Genomic DNA, 17317 nt, shown 5'->3' with positions numbered 1-17317 from the left:
CTGTCGAACTCGGTATACAATGCAAGGTAAAAACGCGGTGCAAAATCCGCGCAAAATTTTCGCCCATTCGCTGGCTTCTTTCGGATTCTTGAAAAAGCAAAAACGACCGCAAACACGGTCGCATCAAGGGTTTCACGATTTCGCATCCGAACCGTTCGGATGTTGGAAATTGTGCAGCGTGCCTGTCACGCCCCGATAAGATTCATAAAAACGCCAAATAACCCTCTCCAAGAGGGTTATTTGGCATGCCTAAAACATGTGGTATTCTTTTTCTTCAGCTAATGATCACAAACATTGCGTATGGACACAACGACCCTTAACACTAAATTTGACGGGTATGGAGGGAACAATGCATAATATTCGTAGAGCTAGTTCTCAACTAGCACTACGAATTAATTTATCTATTATGTGAGGTGTTCTCCACATGCACCAGCATCTTCCTATGGAAGAAGAAGTGATGAACATGTTAATTGGTGTTTTTTCCACAATAATGCTCATTGCAATGATTACAGTAATTTTTCTTTGGAGAAGGAATCGAGCACAAAGAGCAGCATTTTTCTGGATTTTCGTGCATTTTGTATCGTTCTTTATTGCTGTATATTTGGCATTAAAAGCCATTTCTTTTGACATTAATCATCCGATGGCGTCAGAAGAAATTTCCCTTCTTTTAGGTGAATCAGGGGCATTATGGGCAGGAAGTATGATTTGTCTGTTAGTTGGTATTTTTAAACTTTCAAAAGTAACGGAGGACGATAAAAAATAAGGTTTTGTATTTGAACAATCTTCACTACTTTGTAAATTAGCACACTATTCCAGAACTTATTTCTTAAAATTGGTAATAAAGGAAAAAGAGTGTCAGGAGCACGGTCATCGTCTTGTGGCATACGGAACATCGATAACGAGCAATCCAAATCCGATAAGCTTCTTGCCCCACTAACAACAAGAGTATAATTTTAAAAAATTAGGAGTGAAATGATGTTCAATCCAGAACTTTATTTTTATTATATTTTGCTACCTACTCTTTTAGTTTTTACTCATTTGTTCCATAAAAGAACAAAAGATTTATCTAAAACACTCTTTATCACAATTACTGCACTTTTTTTCGTATCCGTAGTTTGCAGTATTAGTTTAGCACTCAATTATTATCAATCGCTGAAGCCAAATACAGAGGGTATTGGAATTTCAAATGTGGTCGCATATTGGCTACTAGGGGAGGATGCTTGGGCACCAGCGTGGACTATTCAACTATTTAAAAAGGCTTATTCCATTTCCTTATGGATTACACTTATTTTGCTTGGCTTCCTCATAATTCTTTTATTCATGAAAAGAAAACAAAACGAAAGACACGAACTGAAAATATTGGTTATCAAATTTTTAAAGCTCATTCTGTTTTTAATGCGGTGACATGGTGGATGTTCCAAAAACGCGACGTCGCGGCTTAAACGATAAAAAGAAAAAGGCTGCCCAATTAGCTTGTGACTCGGCTATTGGCTGCCTTTTTTATTGAAAAAATAATCGCTTCGCCTCGAGAGAAAAGTTTGTAAATATAAAGGACGTGATTGTGTCGTTTTCTCCAAACGCCTCTCTTTTTTTAAAAAAACCATCCTCCAATCCAAATACTTCGACTGTTTTATACAAAGGATCAACAATCCAATATTCTTGCACGTTAAACTGCTCGTATAGCTTAAATTTTTCGTTTCGATCTTTTAAAGCTGTAGATGGAGAAAGAACTTCGACGATAAGTGTTGGTGCGCCTAAACAGCCGTTTGGTGTTAAATTGTTTCGATTGCAAATGACGGAAATATCGGGGTGTACGACATGTTTTGCATACGTGTAGTCGTCGCTTTCGGAGAGACGAACATCAAACGGAGCTATCGCAACGTAGCAATTTTTATTTTGAAAATGCGAACGAAACGCAAACGATAGTTCCATGACAGCAAATTGATGCTCCCATGTTGGAGAAGGGCTCATGTTGTAAGCCTTTCCGTTAATGAGCTCCCAACGCCCGTCCCATTGAATATAATCGGCATACGTATACAGTTTGGATGATTCTGGCTTCATCGCGTATCCCTCACTTTTTTCACCATTATATCACACCTCACTTCATCATTGACCATTCCGTGTTTTATCGTTATATTATTAAATAGTTAAACAATTGAACTATTTCGATAGGAGGCATTGACCGATGGAGCGAAGCATACAACAATTTATTGAGCGCTATTTATCCGTTTCATTTCTTGTTCATAAACGAGGGGCTGCGTTGATGAAATGTGAATTGGACGATATTACGCACGATCAATATTATGTATTGCGCTACATACATAAGCGTGGGATGTGTACGTCAACGGAATTGGCGGACGTGTTTGCGGTAAATAAAAGTGCGATTACGGCGATGACAAACCGTCTTGTTGAAAAAGGAATGATTGCACGTGGCAAAGATGAAGATGATCGTCGTATTATTGCTCTTTCGCTCACAGAAAAAGGTGAACAATGGCTCGTTGAAACAGAACGAAAAGTATATGAACTTGTTGAAACAATTATGACAAAGCTTTCACATGAAGAAATTGAGCAGTTTATTCAAACGTATGAAAAACTAGCGATGATTTTACAAGAAATGGGGGATAGCAAATGAAAGCGATCGTTCGCGGAAAGTGGGCCGTTTTGCTTCTTTGGATTTTAGCAGCCGTCGTAATGATGATGACCGCTCCGAATATGGGGGAACTTGTGCGTGAAAAAGGGCAAATTACTGTTCCAGACGGCTATTCATCTTCGCTCGCAAGCGAACTGCTAAAAGAAGTACAAAAACAAGAAAAGAAAGAAGGGGAAATGAGCGCTGTCCTCGTTTTCCATCGGAAAGAAAGATTACAAGAAAGAGATTGGAAAGAAATCGAGAAAGCTGTAGAGCAACTAAAAGTGAAAAAAGAATCGCTCGGTTTAATACAAATCGTTTCGCCACTTGATGACAACTCGATAAAAGAAAAGCTCGTTTCAAAAGATGAAACAACGGCATTGATTTCGCTTCAATTAGAACGAAACAAACGCACCGCAAAAGAAATAAGCAGAGCGCTTTATGAGGCGATCGAGCATATTGATGTGCCGCACTATTACACAAGTAGTTGGATGATTGACGAAGATGTCGTGCAAAGTTCACAAGAAGGATTGAAAAAAACGGAAGGCATTACGGTCGTGTTTATTTTAATTGTTTTATTTCTTGTCTTTCGCTCGCTCGTTGCTCCGTTTGTGCCGTTGCTGACGGTTGGATTGACGTATATCGTATCGCAATCTGTTGTTGCTTTTCTTGTCGATCGAGTGGACTTTCCGCTTTCTACGTTTACGCAAACGTTTTTAGTTGCCGTTTTGTTCGGGATTGGAACAGATTATTGTATTTTATTGTTAAGCCGCTTTAAAGAAGAATTAGCGAAACGAGAAGACCGAACAGAAGCGATTATCGCCACGTATAAGACGGCTGGAAAGACAGTTATTTTCAGCGGACTGGCGGTCATGATCGGATTTGCATCGATTGGATTATCGACATTTAAATTGTATCAATCCGCCTCCGCCGTTGCGGTTGGTGTCGTTGTGTTACTTGTTGCCCTTATTACGCTTGTACCGTTTTTTATGGCTACACTTGGCGAAAAACTGTTTTGGCCAATGAAAGGGGCGCTTGAACATAAGCCGAGCAAATTATGGGATGTGGCAGGTCGCTTTTCTTTCGCACGACCACTATGGGCGCTCGCGATTGTGGCAGTTATGACATTGCCGATTTTATTGACGTATGACGGCAAGCTTTCGTTTAACTCGATGGCGGAAATCGGGGATCGTTACGCGTCTGTTAAAGCATTTACCATCATTTCAGCCCACTTTAGTGAAGGGGAAGCGATGCCGACGAAAATCGTCATGAAAAATGATGAAGCGATGGATGATGAACAATATTACTACTTAATAGAAAAAATTAGCCGCGAAGTGGCAAACATTGACGGAGTGGACGCTGTTCGTTCGGTGACGCGCCCGCTTGGGGAGCCAATTGATCAATTGTTTGTGACAAAGCAAGCGGAACAGTTAAAAGATGGGCTTGGAAAAGGGGCGGACGGCATCGGGCAAATTCGTTCCGGTTTAAGTGAAGCGAGCAGCGAAATGGCAAAGTCAGCTCCGAAGCTAGAGCAAGCGACCGGAGGTATTCGCGAGCTTGTTAACGGGACGATGAAACTAAAAACAGGAATGGGCGACTTACAGCAAGCGTTGAAGCAATTAGAAGATGGGGTGCGAAGCGGAGCGATCGGTGCTGCTGATCTTGAAAAAGGGTTGCAGACGATACAAACGAATATGAAAAAGCTGCATGATGGGGCAAACGAGTTGCGAAGAGGATATGAACAAGCAACAGGTGGACTGGGTCAGCTGAGCGAACAATATAAACAAATGGAAGCAGGACTTACTGCGATTTCGAAACAATTGCCGCTTCTTTCACAGTCGCTTAATCGCGTGGAAGACCGTCATGCCGGTTTGCGCGAAGATGCGGAGTATGCATATGTGAAGCAAGCGATTGAACAAATCAGTGTGCAAATGAATACACTCTCTCATTCATTTGTCCAAGTGAATGATGCGCTACAACGAATTCAACTCGGTTTGCAACAGGCGAATGAATCGTTTGCGACAGTAACAAATGGACAACAAGCGCTTATTACGGGAATGGATCAACTGATCGATGGACTTGGAAAACTTCGTCACGGATTAGAGCAAGCAGCAGATGGGCAAGGTCAAATCGTGCAACGATTGCCAGAGGTGACAAATGGATTAGCGAAGGTGAACGAAGGTCAACAGCAGCTATTAGCTGGCTTTTCGCAACTGAATAACCAAATGGATCAACTTATTTCGGGGTTAAACCAAAGTGTCGATGGTTTACAACAAGTAGAAAATGGATTACAGTCCGCAAAACAGTACGTTTCTAACTTAGCGAATGCGCCAGATGAAGAAATGGCAGGGTGGTATATGCCGCCGCAATTGTTGACGAGCGAGGAATTTGCGCAAGCGAAGGAAGCGTATATGTCGAAAGACGGAAAAGTTGTAACGTTCGATGTTGTCTTTTCCTCCAATCCATATGAAACAACGACGATGGAAAAAATCGCACAAGTGAAAGAAGCGATTGCTCGGGCGGTGAACGGTACGAAACTTGAGCATGCGAAAGTAGGCGTTGGTGGCGTGACGAGCATTTATTCCGATTTGCGCGACATTTCTGCCGCTGATTATGCTCGAACATCCGTATTTATGCTTGCAGGCATTGCGATCATTTTAATCATTCTTCTTCGCTCGTTTATTATGCCAGCGTACTTAATGTTATCGCTTATTTTAACGTATTATACGTCGATGGCATTTACTGAACTTGTATTTGTCAATATGCTTGGCTATGAAGGGGTGAACTGGGCTGTTCCGTTTTTTGCGTTCGTTATTTTAATGGCGCTTGGCATTGACTACAGCATTTTTTTAATGGATCGCTTTAATGAATATCGCGACAAAACGGTGCAAGAAGCGATGCTTGAAGCGATGCGTCACATGGGAACGGTCATTATTTCCGCAGCGGTCATTTTAGGAGGAACGTTTGCGGCGATGTATCCGTCCGGCGTCTTATCGCTATTACAAATTGCAACGATTATTTTAACAGGTCTTTTCTTATATGCGCTGATCGTTTTGCCGTTATTTATTCCGGTAATGGCGAAAACGTTTGGTCGGGCGAATTGGTGGCCATTTATGAAGTAAGAGCGGGTGTCGATGCCCGCTCTTTTGTGATACAATGTAAAAAAATAGTTGTTGGAGTGAAACGAAGTGAGAAAAATGAATATGTCTGAACTAAACGATTGGATTTTTTCACGCAAAGGAAATGTGGAACGAGATATATTAAAAGATGGAAGAGAGCCACATGTACGTTTACGCCCACGGGACAAAGAGGAAATGCGTATATTAGATGAATTATGCATAAAACGATGGAAAAAAGCCGAACAAGAAGGAAAAATTCGATATTTGAGCGAACGAGTGTGGTACTATGAATTCGATTAAAGAGGCGAAAGAAAAGCTACAATTCCTTCAAACGAAAACATCGTTTGAAAAAATGGTTCAAGTCACAGCCATTTTAACGAAGCTGTTGGAGCCACATCGTATACGTCCGATTATTGTTGGCGGGCTTGCTGTGGAAATATATACGCGTGGGGATTACACGACCGTAGACATCGATTTAATTGTTAGTGATCGTGAAAAAGCGGGACAATTGCTTCATCAACTTGGTTTCACTCCGTCAGGAAGACATTGGTATCATGATAAATTGTTTGTTAGTGTGGAAATTCCAAATGATATGTTAGAAGACGCTGATGATGATAAAGTAATTGAGTTGAAGTTAGAAGATGGGTTGCATGTATATGTCATCGGAATTGAAGATATTATATTAGATCGCTTGCGCGCGTGTGTCCACTGGAAATCGAAATCCGATTGCGAATGGGCAAAAAGAATGCTCCTTCTTCATAAAGAGCGGCTAGATTGGACATATATGAAACAAGTAGCGAAAAAAGACGGAACAAGCAAACAACTAGAACAATGGTTGTAGACGAGAGCGGGTGTCGATGCCCGCTCTTATTTCATATCTCTTTTCAGCGATCGACAACTCGTGGTAAGATAAAAGGTAGAATTTTGCCGAAATGGGAGATCGGCTGAATGGGGGAACTCGTTTGACGGATCAAAAAAAAACACGTGTCGTTGTAGATATATACGGACAACAATATTCAATCGTTGGCACTGAAAGCTCAAGCCATATTCGTCTCGTTGCTTCAATTGTCGATGATAAAATGCGTGAAATTAGCGCAAAAAATCCGACGCTTGATACGAGTAAGCTCGCCGTACTAACGGCTGTGAATATCGTTCATGAATATATTAAACTAAAAGATGAATACGAACGTCTTTTGCGAAAAATGAATAAAGAAAAGGATGATGACAGCGATGATTGATTTGCTCATTTGTTTCATCCTTCTCATGGGACTAATGATCGGATTGAAACGAGGATTTATTTTGCAATTCATTCATATGACAGGCTTTTTGGTTGCGTTTATCGTTGCATACAAATATTATGCCGAACTAGCTCCAAGGCTGAAGTTATGGGTGCCATATCCAAGTTTTGGAGATGGTGAAACGATGAAATTGCTCATTGAAAGCACAAACTTAGATGAAGCATACTATCGTGCGATTGCGTTTGCTATGTTGTTTTTTGTGACGAAAATCGTGATGCAAATCATCGGTTCCATGTTAGATTTTGTTGCTCAGCTGCCGCTTTTAAAAAGTGTAAATCGTTGGGCCGGCGGGGCGCTTGGATTTATGGAAGTGTATTTGCTTTTATTCGTGCTTTTATACGTAAGTGCCTTTGTTCCTGTGTCTGCGATTCAACAACCGCTTCGCGACTCATTCATCGCAAGTTTGATTGTCAAACATACACCGATTTTATCGAATTTTGTAAAACAGATGCTCGTGCAATATATGGCGTAAAACTTCTCCGTTTGAGAGAAGTTTTTTCGTCGAAAGGAAGGGAATGAAATGGAGAAAAGTAAAAAAGAAGCGATCCGTTTGCTCGAAACGATCGCTTTATATATGGAAATTAAAGGGGAAAACCCATTTAAAGTGTCAGCTTTTCGCAAAGCAGCTTCAGCGTTAGAGCGAGATGAACGCGCTTTGACCGACATTGATGATTTTACGTCTATTGCTGGCATCGGAAAAGGAACAGCTGCTGTGTTGCAACAATGGTTACAAACGGGTACGTCCGATGTGCTTGAACAGTTAAAAAAAGAAATTCCAGCAGGTCTATTTCCGCTTTTAAAATTGCCGGGATTGGGTGGTAAAAAAATCGCCAAACTGTATCATGAGCTAGGCGTGACCGATATCGAAGCGTTAAAAGAAGCTTGTTTAGCCCAACGTGTGCGGCAGTTAAGCGGTTTTGGTGCAAAAACAGAAGAAAACATTTTAGCTGCGCTCGCTCATATGGATGAGCGCCCCGAACGTTTACCGATTGCTTTTATGATTGAAGTCGCTGCCGATATCGAACGGCAGCTTAAGAACATGGATGGCATTGCTCGCTTTTCAAGAGCAGGAAGCTTGCGGCGTGTATGCGAAACGATAAAAGATTTAGATTTTATTATTGCCACGACAGATGATGCCCTCGTTCGCAAGCAGCTATTGCAGCTAGAACGTATTCATGACGTTGTCGCTAACGGTGAAACGAAAGTATCGCTACAACTGCAATACGATTATATCGTCAATGTTGATTTCCGCATCGTTTCTCCTGAACATTTTGCGACGACGCTTCATCATTTTACTGGTTCGAAAGATCATAACGTGCGCATGCGTCAGTTAGCGAAAGAACGTGGTGAAAAAATTAGCGAGTATGGTGTAGAAAACGTACAAACAGGTGAAGTGAAAACGTTTGAAACGGAAGAACAATTTTTTGCTTATTTTCAGTTGCCGTTTATTCCTCCAGAACTGCGTGAAAGTGGAAAAGAAGTCGATGAATATGACGGGACGCCGCTCCTTTCTTTATCCGATATACGCGGCGATTTACATATGCATACGACGTGGAGCGACGGTGCGTTTTCAATTCAACAAATGGCGGAAGCATGCCGGAAAAAAGGATATCGTTATATGGCGATTACCGATCATTCGCAGTTTTTAAAAGTAGCCAATGGGTTAACTGTCGAACGATTAAAACGGCAACAAGAGGAAATTGCCCGTCTCAACGAACAATACGATGACTTTATTATTTTATCTGGCATTGAAATGGATATTTTACCAGATGGAACGTTAGATTTTTCTGATGATATATTACAAACGGTTGACTTTGTCATCGCTTCCATTCATTCCGCTTTTTCACAACGAGAAGAAACGATCATGAAACGTCTAAAAGAAGCGTTAATGAATCCATACGTTCATATGATTGCCCATCCGACTGGGCGGTTAATTGGCGAGCGAATCGGATACGCTGTAAACATAGACGAATTGTTTCAACTTGCGAAAGAAACAAATACGGTGCTAGAACTCAATGCAAATCCACATCGCCTCGATTTAACTTACACCTATTTACAAAAAGCGCAGCAACTTGGTGTGAAAATTGCGATTAACACAGACGCGCACAACGTGCGTATGCTCGATGATATGGAACTCGGTGTTGCATTCGCACGGAAAGGGTGGATTCGAAAAGAGACGGTCATCAATACATGGGATGTCGACCAACTCATGTCTTTTTTACGAAAATAAACAGCAGGAGGGTTACTCTGTGCATTTAAAAACATTACACATTCTTGAGTTTGATAAAGTAAAAGCACAGCTTGCGGAATATACGTCTTCCTCGTTAGGAAAAGAAAAAGTTGTGGCACTTATGCCGTCATCACATGTTGAGGAAGTGGTGCGTTGGCAAGAAGAAACAGATGAAGCGGCAACGATTCTTCGTTTGCGCGGTCACGTTCCGTTAGGTGGGATATTTGATGTACGCTCACAAACGAAGCGTGCAAGCATTGGGGGAACGCTTAGCCCACATGAACTGCTTGATGTTGCAAGCACGATGCGAGCAGCACGGCAGTTAAAAAAATTTTTAGAAGGGACGGAGGCAGAGCTTCCGCATATGATGGCATATGCCGAGCGAATCGTCCCGCTCGTTGAGCTTGAGCAGCATATATACCGCTGTATTGATGAAAGTGGGGAAGTGCTTGACGAAGCAAGCGATCGGCTTCGTTCGTTGCGCCACCAACTGCGCACGATTGAAGGAAGAGTGCGCGATAAGTTAGAGAGCATTATTCGCTCATCATCTGCTCAAAAAACATTGTCTGATGCGATTATTACGATTCGTAACGATCGGTACGTCATTCCTGTCAAGCAAGAATATCGACATACGTATGGTGGCATTGTACATGACCAGTCTTCATCCGGTGCAACATTGTTTATTGAGCCGCAATCGGTTGTCGAATTAAACAATGAACTGCAACAATTACGTGTAAAAGAAAAGCAAGAAATTGAACGGATTTTAAGTGAATTATCTGCTTCTGTGGGAGAGCAGGCGACAACGGTTATTGAAAACGTTGCATTGCTCGCACAGCTTGACTTTTTGTTTGCTAAGGCAAAATACGCTAAAGCGATCAAAGCAACAAAGCCAGCGATCAATGAACGTGGATATATTCGCCTCATTCAAGCTCGCCATCCGCTTATTCCATCTGATCAAGTCGTTCCAAACGATATTGAACTAGGAAGCGACTACACGACAATGGTGATTACAGGACCGAATACAGGGGGAAAAACGGTCACGTTAAAAACGATTGGCTTGTTTACCGTTATGGCGCAAGCAGGATTGCAAGTACCAGCATTAGACGGATCGCAGCTAACCGTATTTCGTTCGGTGTATGCCGATATTGGAGATGAGCAATCGATTGAACAAAGTTTAAGTACGTTTTCTTCTCATATGGTCAATATTGTTGATATTTTAAAACAGGTGGACGAGCATAGCCTCGTTTTATTTGATGAGCTTGGCGCAGGAACAGATCCACAAGAAGGTGCTGCGTTAGCTATTTCCATTTTAGACGAAGTGCATAACCGTGGTGCCCGCGTCGTAGCGACAACACACTATCCAGAACTAAAAGCATACGGCTATAATCGTCGTGGTGTGATAAATGCAAGTGTCGAATTTGACATCGAAACGTTAAGTCCAACGTATAAACTATTGATCGGTATTCCCGGTCGAAGCAATGCGCTCGATATTTCCCGTCGCCTCGGATTAGATGAACATATTATTGCGCGCGCACGCACGTATATTAGCGCGGAAAGCAATGAAGTCGAAAATATGATTGCTTCTCTAGAGCAAAGTAAAAAGCGGGCAGAAGAAGAGTGGGATCAAGCAGAAAAACTTCGTCAAGAAGCGGAACAGTTGCGAAACGAATTAGAAAAGCAGTGGAACGAGCTGAATGAACAACGCGATCGTTTGCTAGAAAAAGCGAAAGAAGAAGCAGAACGGATTGTGAAAAAAGCGATGAAAACCGCAGAAGAAGTCATTCAAAACCTTCGCGAGATGCAAAAACAACAAGCGATCGCGATGAAAGAACATGAACTCATCGATGCGCGTAAAAAGCTAGAAGAAGCCGTACCACAAATCGACACGAAAAAGAAAAAGCGAGTGGAGAAAGAAAAGCAACCTTTACAACCTGGTGATGAAGTGAAAGTCACCCACCTCAATCAAAAAGGGCAGTTGCTTGAGAAAGTATCCGACAAAGAGTGGCTTGTGCAAATTGGTATTTTAAAAATGAAAGTGGATGAAGAGAATTTGCAGTATGTAAGCAGTCCAACGCCAATGGAGACAAAGCCGATTGCGACGGTGAAAGGACGCGATTATCACGTTCCGCTTGAACTAGATTTGCGTGGTGAACGATATGAAGATGCGTTGCTTCGCGTTGAAAAGTATATTGACGACGCAGTATTAGCAGGGTACCCGCGCGTGTCCATTATTCACGGAAAAGGAACAGGCGCACTTCGAAAAGGGGTGCAACAATATTTACAAAATCATCGTTCGGTAAAAAGCATTCGGTTTGGTGAAGCGACTGAAGGGGGAACAGGCGTCACCATTGTCGAATTACGATGACAGGAGGAACTATGAGCGCTTTTTGGGAAAATGAAATGATTCATATTGCTGCCAATTTTAGTGTCGTCATTTTATGTTTAGTTTTATTTTTAGCTATTTTTGAACTTGTGACGAAATATAAAAACTGGGAAGAAATTAAAAAAGGAAATATGGCAGTAGCGATGGCGACAGGCGGAAAAATATTTGGCATTGCTAATATTTTTCGTTATTCAATCGATCATCACGATTCACTATTAACGATGATCGGTTGGGGGGTTTATGGCTTCGTTTTGCTTTTAGTCGGTTATTTTATTTATGAGTTTTTAACACCAAAGTTTAACATTGACGACGAAATTGCCAACGATAATCGCGCGGTAGGATTTATTTCGATGGTCATTTCTATCGGTTTGTCGTTTGTGATCGGAGCAAGTATACGGTGAGAGGAGAAAGAAATGGAAACGTTAGCGAAAGTATTGCTCGTATTGTGCGGTGTATTTTTGCTTATTGGTGTCATATACCTTACGTTTTTTGCATAAAAGGTGTCAGTAGGCACCTTTTTTTAGTGTGCTCGGCATGGGTGCAATCTCTAGGGTGAAAGTCCCGAACTGCGAAGGCAGAAGTAGCAGTTAGCTTAACGCAAGGGTGTCCGTGGCGACACGGAATCTGAAGGAAGCGAGCGGCAAACTTCCGGTCTGAGGAACACGAACTTCATATAAGGCTAGGTATCATTGGATGAGTTTGCTAAACAAAACAAAGTCCTTTCTGCCGAAGGTGATACAGAGTAAATGAAGCAGATAGATGGAAGGAAAGATTGCACTCTTACCCGAGGAGGTCTGATGGATACGTGAAGTACCCTTCACAACCTACTTAGCGATAAGTAGCTGAATCATCAGAAGTCAGCAGAGGTCATAGTACGAATCGGTCTAGAACGATTCGGAAGGACTGAACAATCAAGAGAAAATAGCCCTTGGCATTCAGTCCGTCACGATGAACACAGAAAACATAGGACCTCCCAAGAGAAAGGAAACGGTGAATCCCGTGGGGGATCTTTTGGAGGGTGGAGTGACGACTGGCATAAGAAGAACAGCTATTTACGGAAGGAAGAATAACGATGGTTTTGAATCAAATCCTGTCACGAGAGAACATGCTTCTCGCATTGAAACGAGTAGAACAAAATAAGGGCAGCCATGGAGTAGATATGATGCCCGTACAAAACCTGCGAACGCACATCGTCGAAAACTGGCAGTCCATCAAAGAAGCGATTCTCAAAGGTACCTATGAACCGATGCCTGTCCGAAGAGTCGAAATCCCGAAGCCTGATGGCGGTGTTCGGTTACTAGGTATCCCAACCGTGACAGACCGTTTGATTCAACAGGCGATTGCCCAAGTATTGTCGAAGATATATGACCCGATGTTTTCCGAACATAGCTATGGCTTTCGCCCAAATCGAAGTGCCCATGATGCAGTGAGGAAAGCACAAGGATATATCAAAGAAGGATACCGATGGGTTGTAGACATCGATTTGGAAAAGTTCTTTGATCAGGTCAACCACGACAGACTTATGAGCACATTGGCGAAAAGAATCCACGATAAACCGTTATTAAAATTAATCCGCAAGTACTTGCAGTCGGGTGTCATGATTCATGGAGTGGTTTCAAGTACAGAGAAAGGAACGCCACAAGGTGGTCCATTAAGTCCGCTCCTTTCCAACATCGTCCTTGATGAGCTGGATAAAGAATTAGAGAAAAGAGGACATCAATTCGTTCGTTACGCAGACGACTGTAACATTTACGTAAAATCAAAAAGGGCAGGAGAACGAACAATGGCAAGCGTTCAACGATTCATCGAACGTAAACTTCGCCTAAAAGTGAATGAGAAAAAGTCGGCAGTAGACCGTCCTTGGAAACGAAAGTTTCTTGGATTCAGTTTTATCGATGCCGAAGAGCCCAAGATTCGAGTGGCAGAAGAAAGTCTCAAACGAATGAAGAAGAAAGTACGAGAAATCACCTCGAGAAAGATGCCATATTCCATGGAATACCGAATTCAGAAACTGAATCAGTATTTATTCGGATGGTGTGGGTACTTTGCGCTGGCGGATACGAAATCAATCTTTCGGAAAATGGACGGGTGGATTCGTCGAAGACTTCGTATGTGCTTATGGAAAAGTTGGAAAACACCAAAAACGAGGATACGAAACTTGATCAAATTGGGAGTTCCTTCGTGGAAAGCGTATGAATGGGGAAATAGTCGGAAAGGATATTGGCGTATTTCAAATAGCCCCATCTTACACAGAACCCTTGGAAACTCCTACTGGAATGACCAAGGGCTCAAAAGTCTACAAGAACGTTATGAATTCTTGCGTCATTGATCTTGATTGAACCGCCGTATACGGAACCGTACGTACGGTGGTGTGAGAGGACGGAGGTTAATCACCTCCTCCTACTCGATTTTTTTTTTTGATACAAAAATTTCAGAAAATATTATAAAATATAAATAATCTTATAGTAAAAGGGGGAAGAGAAATGGAGAAGCCATGGCTAGCGTTATATCCTCAGCAAGTTCCTCATTCAATTGATTATCCGCGCAAGCCGTTGCAACAATTTTTGGAAGAAGCAGCGGAGCAGTTTCCGCACAAAACAGCGATTCACTTTTTAGGAAAGGAGTTGACGTACAAAGAAATATATGAGCAAGCGATAAAGTTAGCGTCGTATTTACAGCAACTCGGTTTAGAAAAAGGCGATCGTGTATCGATTATGTTGCCAAATTGTCCTCAAGCAGTCATTAGCTATTATGCCGTTTTGTTTGCAGGTGGTATTGTCGTACAAACAAATCCGCTATATACCGAGCGAGAGTTGCAATATCAGTTAAATGACAGCGGTGCAAAAATTATTATTGCTCTTGATTTACTTTATCCAAGAATCATAAAAGTGAAAGCGCATACAAATATTGAACATATGATCATTACAAGTATAAAAGATTATTTACCGTTTCCGAAAAACGTATTATATCCGTTTGTACAAAAGAAACAAACAGGAATGATTGTGCGCGTCAAACATGAAGGAGATTGCCATTTGTTTACGAAAGCGTTATCGCTAGCGAGTGGAAAAATACAAAAAGTGGACGTTCATCCGGTCGAAGATGTTGCCCTGCTTCAATATACAGGTGGAACGACAGGGTTTCCGAAGGCGGCGATGCTTACACACTACAATTTAACAGCAAACACGTTTATGTGTACGAAATGGATGTATAAATGTGAGCGCGGCAATGAATCGATTCTCGGAGTGCTTCCGTTTTTCCACGTATATGGGATGACGGCGGTCATGAACTTATCGATTATGGAAGGATATAAAATGATTTTATTGCCAAAGTTTGATGTTGAAACGACGTTAAAAACGATCGAAAAACAGCGGCCAACGCTGTTTCCGGGGGCGCCAACGATTTACATCGCGCTACTGAACCACCCGAGTTTGAAAAAATACGATTTATCATCGATTAAAATATGCATTAGCGGTTCAGCTCCACTCCCGGTTGAAGTGCAAGAACAATTCGAAACGGTAACAGGCGGAAAAATAATTGAAGGATACGGTTTAACAGAAGCATCCCCTGTGACGCATTCCAATTTCATTTGGGATGGAAAACGAATCAAAGGAAGTATTGGCGTGCCTTGGCCAGATACAGAGGCGATGATCGTTTCATTAGAAACAGGTGAGCGGGCAAATGTAAATGAAATCGGTGAAATTGTCGTTCGTGGACCACAAATCATGAAAGGATATTGGAATCGTCCGGAAGAAACTGCCGCGACGCTTCGTGACGGTTGGTTATATACAGGCGACCTAGGTTATATGAACGAAGAAGGATATTTCTTCGTTGTAGATCGAAAGAAAGATATGATTATCGCCAGCGGCTATAACGTATATCCACGAGAAGTGGAAGAAGTGTTATATGAGCATCCGAAAGTGCAAGAAGCGGTCGTCATTGGTGTACCTGATGCTTATCGCGGTGAAACGGTGAAAGCGTTTATTGTGCTGAAAGAAGGAGAACAGTGCACAGAAGAAGAGCTTGATCAATTTATGAGAAGTAAATTGGCGGCATATAAAGTGCCACGCATTTATGAATTTAGAAAAGAATTGCCAAAAACAGCAGTCGGAAAAATATTGCGCCGTGCGCTTGTTGAAGAAGAAAAAGAAAAGCAAAAATAACCTTTGTACGTTTTTTCTTGACACGATTTTGGCCTCTCTTTAAAATAAAAATATGAATGATTATTCATTCATATTTTTGAAAGGGAGAATGCAAAGTTGAAACGCGATAAACCGAAGTTTAAACAAATTATTGATGCAGCTGTGATCGTCATTGCTGAAAATGGCTACCATCAAGCGCAAGTCTCGAAAATTGCGAAACAAGCAGGTGTAGCGGATGGTACGATCTACTTGTATTTCAAAAATAAAGAAGATATTTTAATTTCGTTGTTTCAAGAAAAAATGGGATATTTTATCGAAAAAATTGAAGAAGAAATAGAAGGAATTTCGAGTCCGTCGGAGAAGTTGTTCTTGTTGATTCAAAAACATTTTCAAATGTTAGCGGCAGATCCGCATTTAGCAATCGTTACCCAATTGGAACTTCGACAATCGAATAAATCGTTGCGTCTGAAAATTAACGAAATTTTGAAAGGATATTTGAAAGTAGTCGATCGTATTGTACAAGAAGGGATGGACAAAGGGGAATTTCGTTCGGATTTAGACGTACGGCTTACGCGTCAAATGATTTTCGGAACCATTGACGAAATGGTGACGACATGGGTAATGAATGAGCAAAAATATGATCTTGTCGCATTAGCAAGACCGGTTCATCAGTTGTTAACGAAAGGTTGTTGTGTATAAACAACAACCTTCCGGATATATACGAAGGAGGGGGAACATGTTTTCCGTTCAACAAGAGGGGTATGTGACAATTTTGACGCTTCATCGTCCGCCGGCCAATGCCTTAGCCTCTTCTGTTTTGAAAGAGCTTTCAGAACGGCTTGATACACTAAAAGAAGATGATCAAGTGCGTGTCATTGTTCTTCATGGGGAAGGAAGATTTTTCTCAGCTGGTGCGGATATTAAAGAATTTACAGCGATTGATGCAAGCGAACAAGCTGCTGAACTCGCTCGTGCAGGACAACAAGTGATGGAGAAAATTGAACAGTTTCCGAAACCGATTATTGCGGCCATTCACGGTGCTGCACTTGGTGGAGGTTTAGAGTTGGCGATGAGTTGCCATCTGCGCATCGTATCTGAAACTGCTAAACTTGGTTTGCCAGAATTACAGCTTGCCATCATTCCTGGATTTGCAGGTACGCAGCGTTTGTTGCGCCACGTCGGCATGGCAAAAGCGTTGGAAATGATGTGGACAAGCGAACCAATGACAGGAGTAGAAGCTGTTCAATGGGGGCTAGCAAATAAAGCGGTGCCAGAAGAACAGTTGCTTCATACTGCAAAGCAACTTGCACAAAAAATTGCCCAAAAGAGCCCGATTTCTGTTCAAGCGGTATTGCAGCTTGTTAATGAGGCAAGAACAAAAACATTCCACGAATGTGTGGAAAAAGAGGCGCAGCTTTTTGGGCAAGTATTTGTCACGGAAGATGCGAAAGAAGGTATTTCTGCATTTATTGAAAAACGGACACCACAGTTCCGAGGAAAATAAGAGGGGGAGAGAAGC

The 17317-nt window shown here is 41.9% G+C and carries 15 protein-coding genes; 14 read left to right on the top strand and 1 reads right to left on the bottom strand.

Translation table 11 applies throughout. From position 1 onward, the window contains the following. Window positions 1-424 precede the first annotated feature (424 nt). Entirely contained in the window at window positions 425-763 is a 339-nt protein-coding gene (locus ACPF7I_RS11125; RefSeq protein ID WP_430743280.1) for a hypothetical protein, read from the top strand. A gap of 737 nt (window positions 764-1500) precedes the next feature. Here the strand turns inward: ACPF7I_RS11125 and ACPF7I_RS11120 are convergent. Beyond that, window positions 1501-2061 carry a Uma2 family endonuclease gene (locus ACPF7I_RS11120; RefSeq protein WP_430743281.1) on the bottom strand — a complete coding sequence of 187 codons (561 nt, stop codon included), beginning with the start codon at window positions 2059-2061 and terminating at the stop codon, window positions 1501-1503. A gap of 124 nt (window positions 2062-2185) precedes the next feature. Between ACPF7I_RS11120 and ACPF7I_RS11115 the strand changes: the two genes are divergently transcribed. From ACPF7I_RS11115 to ACPF7I_RS11055, 13 genes are all read left to right on the top strand, one after another. Further along, window positions 2186-2632 (top strand): MarR family winged helix-turn-helix transcriptional regulator, encoded by a 447-nt coding sequence (locus ACPF7I_RS11115; RefSeq protein ID WP_430743282.1) that lies wholly within the window; start codon window positions 2186-2188, stop codon window positions 2630-2632. Then, window positions 2629-5751: an efflux RND transporter permease subunit gene (locus ACPF7I_RS11110; RefSeq protein ID WP_430743283.1), complete on the top strand. Its 3123-nt coding sequence runs from the start codon at window positions 2629-2631 to the stop codon at window positions 5749-5751. The genes ACPF7I_RS11115 and ACPF7I_RS11110 overlap by 4 nt, the downstream gene beginning before the upstream one ends. 75 nt (window positions 5752-5826) lie before the next feature. Then, window positions 5827-6048, top strand: a complete 222-nt coding sequence (locus ACPF7I_RS11105) for a hypothetical protein (protein WP_430745893.1) — start codon at window positions 5827-5829, stop codon at window positions 6046-6048. Beyond that, complete coding sequence (locus ACPF7I_RS11100) at window positions 6035-6589, top strand: DUF6036 family nucleotidyltransferase (protein WP_430743284.1); 555 nt, start codon at window positions 6035-6037, stop codon at window positions 6587-6589. The genes ACPF7I_RS11105 and ACPF7I_RS11100 overlap by 14 nt, the downstream gene beginning before the upstream one ends. Before the next feature lie 121 nt (window positions 6590-6710). Further along, complete coding sequence (gene zapA / locus ACPF7I_RS11095) at window positions 6711-6986, top strand: cell division protein ZapA (RefSeq protein WP_297987604.1); 276 nt, start codon at window positions 6711-6713, stop codon at window positions 6984-6986. Next, entirely contained in the window at window positions 6979-7518 is a 540-nt protein-coding gene (locus ACPF7I_RS11090) for a CvpA family protein (protein ID WP_430743285.1), read from the top strand. Before zapA ends, ACPF7I_RS11090 begins: the two co-directional genes overlap by 8 nt. 48 nt (window positions 7519-7566) lie before the next feature. Beyond that, window positions 7567-9276, top strand: coding sequence for a DNA polymerase/3'-5' exonuclease PolX (polX, locus tag ACPF7I_RS11085; RefSeq protein ID WP_430743286.1), 1710 nt, complete (start codon window positions 7567-7569; stop codon window positions 9274-9276). Window positions 9277-9295: 19 nt separating this feature from the next. Then, window positions 9296-11641 carry an endonuclease MutS2 gene (locus ACPF7I_RS11080; protein WP_430743287.1) on the top strand — a complete coding sequence of 782 codons (2346 nt, stop codon included), beginning with the start codon at window positions 9296-9298 and terminating at the stop codon, window positions 11639-11641. Window positions 11642-11652: 11 nt separating this feature from the next. Beyond that, the gene (locus ACPF7I_RS11075; protein ID WP_430743288.1) at window positions 11653-12060 is read left to right on the top strand and encodes a DUF350 domain-containing protein; all 408 of its coding nucleotides are present in this window, start codon (window positions 11653-11655) and stop codon (window positions 12058-12060) included. A gap of 671 nt (window positions 12061-12731) precedes the next feature. Next, window positions 12732-13988 carry a group II intron reverse transcriptase/maturase gene (gene ltrA, locus ACPF7I_RS11070; protein WP_064221401.1) on the top strand — a complete coding sequence of 419 codons (1257 nt, stop codon included), beginning with the start codon at window positions 12732-12734 and terminating at the stop codon, window positions 13986-13988. A gap of 154 nt (window positions 13989-14142) precedes the next feature. Continuing rightward, a complete protein-coding gene (locus ACPF7I_RS11065; protein ID WP_430743289.1) occupies window positions 14143-15819 on the top strand; it encodes a long-chain-fatty-acid--CoA ligase in 1677 nt (558 codons plus the stop codon). Window positions 15820-15915: 96 nt separating this feature from the next. Further along, complete coding sequence (locus ACPF7I_RS11060) at window positions 15916-16497, top strand: TetR/AcrR family transcriptional regulator (RefSeq protein ID WP_430743290.1); 582 nt, start codon at window positions 15916-15918, stop codon at window positions 16495-16497. A 37-nt stretch (window positions 16498-16534) separates the two neighbouring features. After that, a complete protein-coding gene (locus ACPF7I_RS11055; protein ID WP_430743291.1) occupies window positions 16535-17302 on the top strand; it encodes an enoyl-CoA hydratase in 768 nt (255 codons plus the stop codon). The last annotated feature ends 15 nt before the right edge of the window (window positions 17303-17317 follow it).

The sequence above is a fragment of the Anoxybacillus dikiliensis genome, from assembly GCF_050613275.1.
In the GTDB taxonomy this organism is placed as follows: domain Bacteria; phylum Bacillota; class Bacilli; order Bacillales; family Anoxybacillaceae; genus Anoxybacillus.
This window is presented reverse-complemented; position numbering and strand designations above follow the sequence as displayed.

What these genes read in the sequence shown, in the direction of transcription:
- ltrA (WP_064221401.1), top strand. Translation starts at nt 12,732, where the DNA reads ATGGTTTTGAATCAAATCCTGTCACGAGAGAACATGCTTCTCGCATTG.
- ACPF7I_RS11115 (WP_430743282.1), top strand. Translation starts at nt 2,186, where the DNA reads ATGGAGCGAAGCATACAACAATTTATTGAGCGCTATTTATCCGTTTCA.
- polX (WP_430743286.1), top strand. Translation starts at nt 7,567, where the DNA reads ATGGAGAAAAGTAAAAAAGAAGCGATCCGTTTGCTCGAAACGATCGCT.
- ACPF7I_RS11120 (WP_430743281.1), bottom strand. Translation starts at nt 2,061, where the DNA reads ATGAAGCCAGAATCATCCAAACTGTATACGTATGCCGATTATATTCAA.
- ACPF7I_RS11110 (WP_430743283.1), top strand. Translation starts at nt 2,629, where the DNA reads ATGAAAGCGATCGTTCGCGGAAAGTGGGCCGTTTTGCTTCTTTGGATT.
- ACPF7I_RS11125 (WP_430743280.1), top strand. Translation starts at nt 425, where the DNA reads ATGCACCAGCATCTTCCTATGGAAGAAGAAGTGATGAACATGTTAATT.
- ACPF7I_RS11090 (WP_430743285.1), top strand. Translation starts at nt 6,979, where the DNA reads ATGATTGATTTGCTCATTTGTTTCATCCTTCTCATGGGACTAATGATC.
- ACPF7I_RS11105 (WP_430745893.1), top strand. Translation starts at nt 5,827, where the DNA reads ATGAATATGTCTGAACTAAACGATTGGATTTTTTCACGCAAAGGAAAT.
- ACPF7I_RS11065 (WP_430743289.1), top strand. Translation starts at nt 14,143, where the DNA reads ATGGAGAAGCCATGGCTAGCGTTATATCCTCAGCAAGTTCCTCATTCA.
- ACPF7I_RS11075 (WP_430743288.1), top strand. Translation starts at nt 11,653, where the DNA reads ATGAGCGCTTTTTGGGAAAATGAAATGATTCATATTGCTGCCAATTTT.
- ACPF7I_RS11055 (WP_430743291.1), top strand. Translation starts at nt 16,535, where the DNA reads ATGTTTTCCGTTCAACAAGAGGGGTATGTGACAATTTTGACGCTTCAT.
- ACPF7I_RS11100 (WP_430743284.1), top strand. Translation starts at nt 6,035, where the DNA reads ATGAATTCGATTAAAGAGGCGAAAGAAAAGCTACAATTCCTTCAAACG.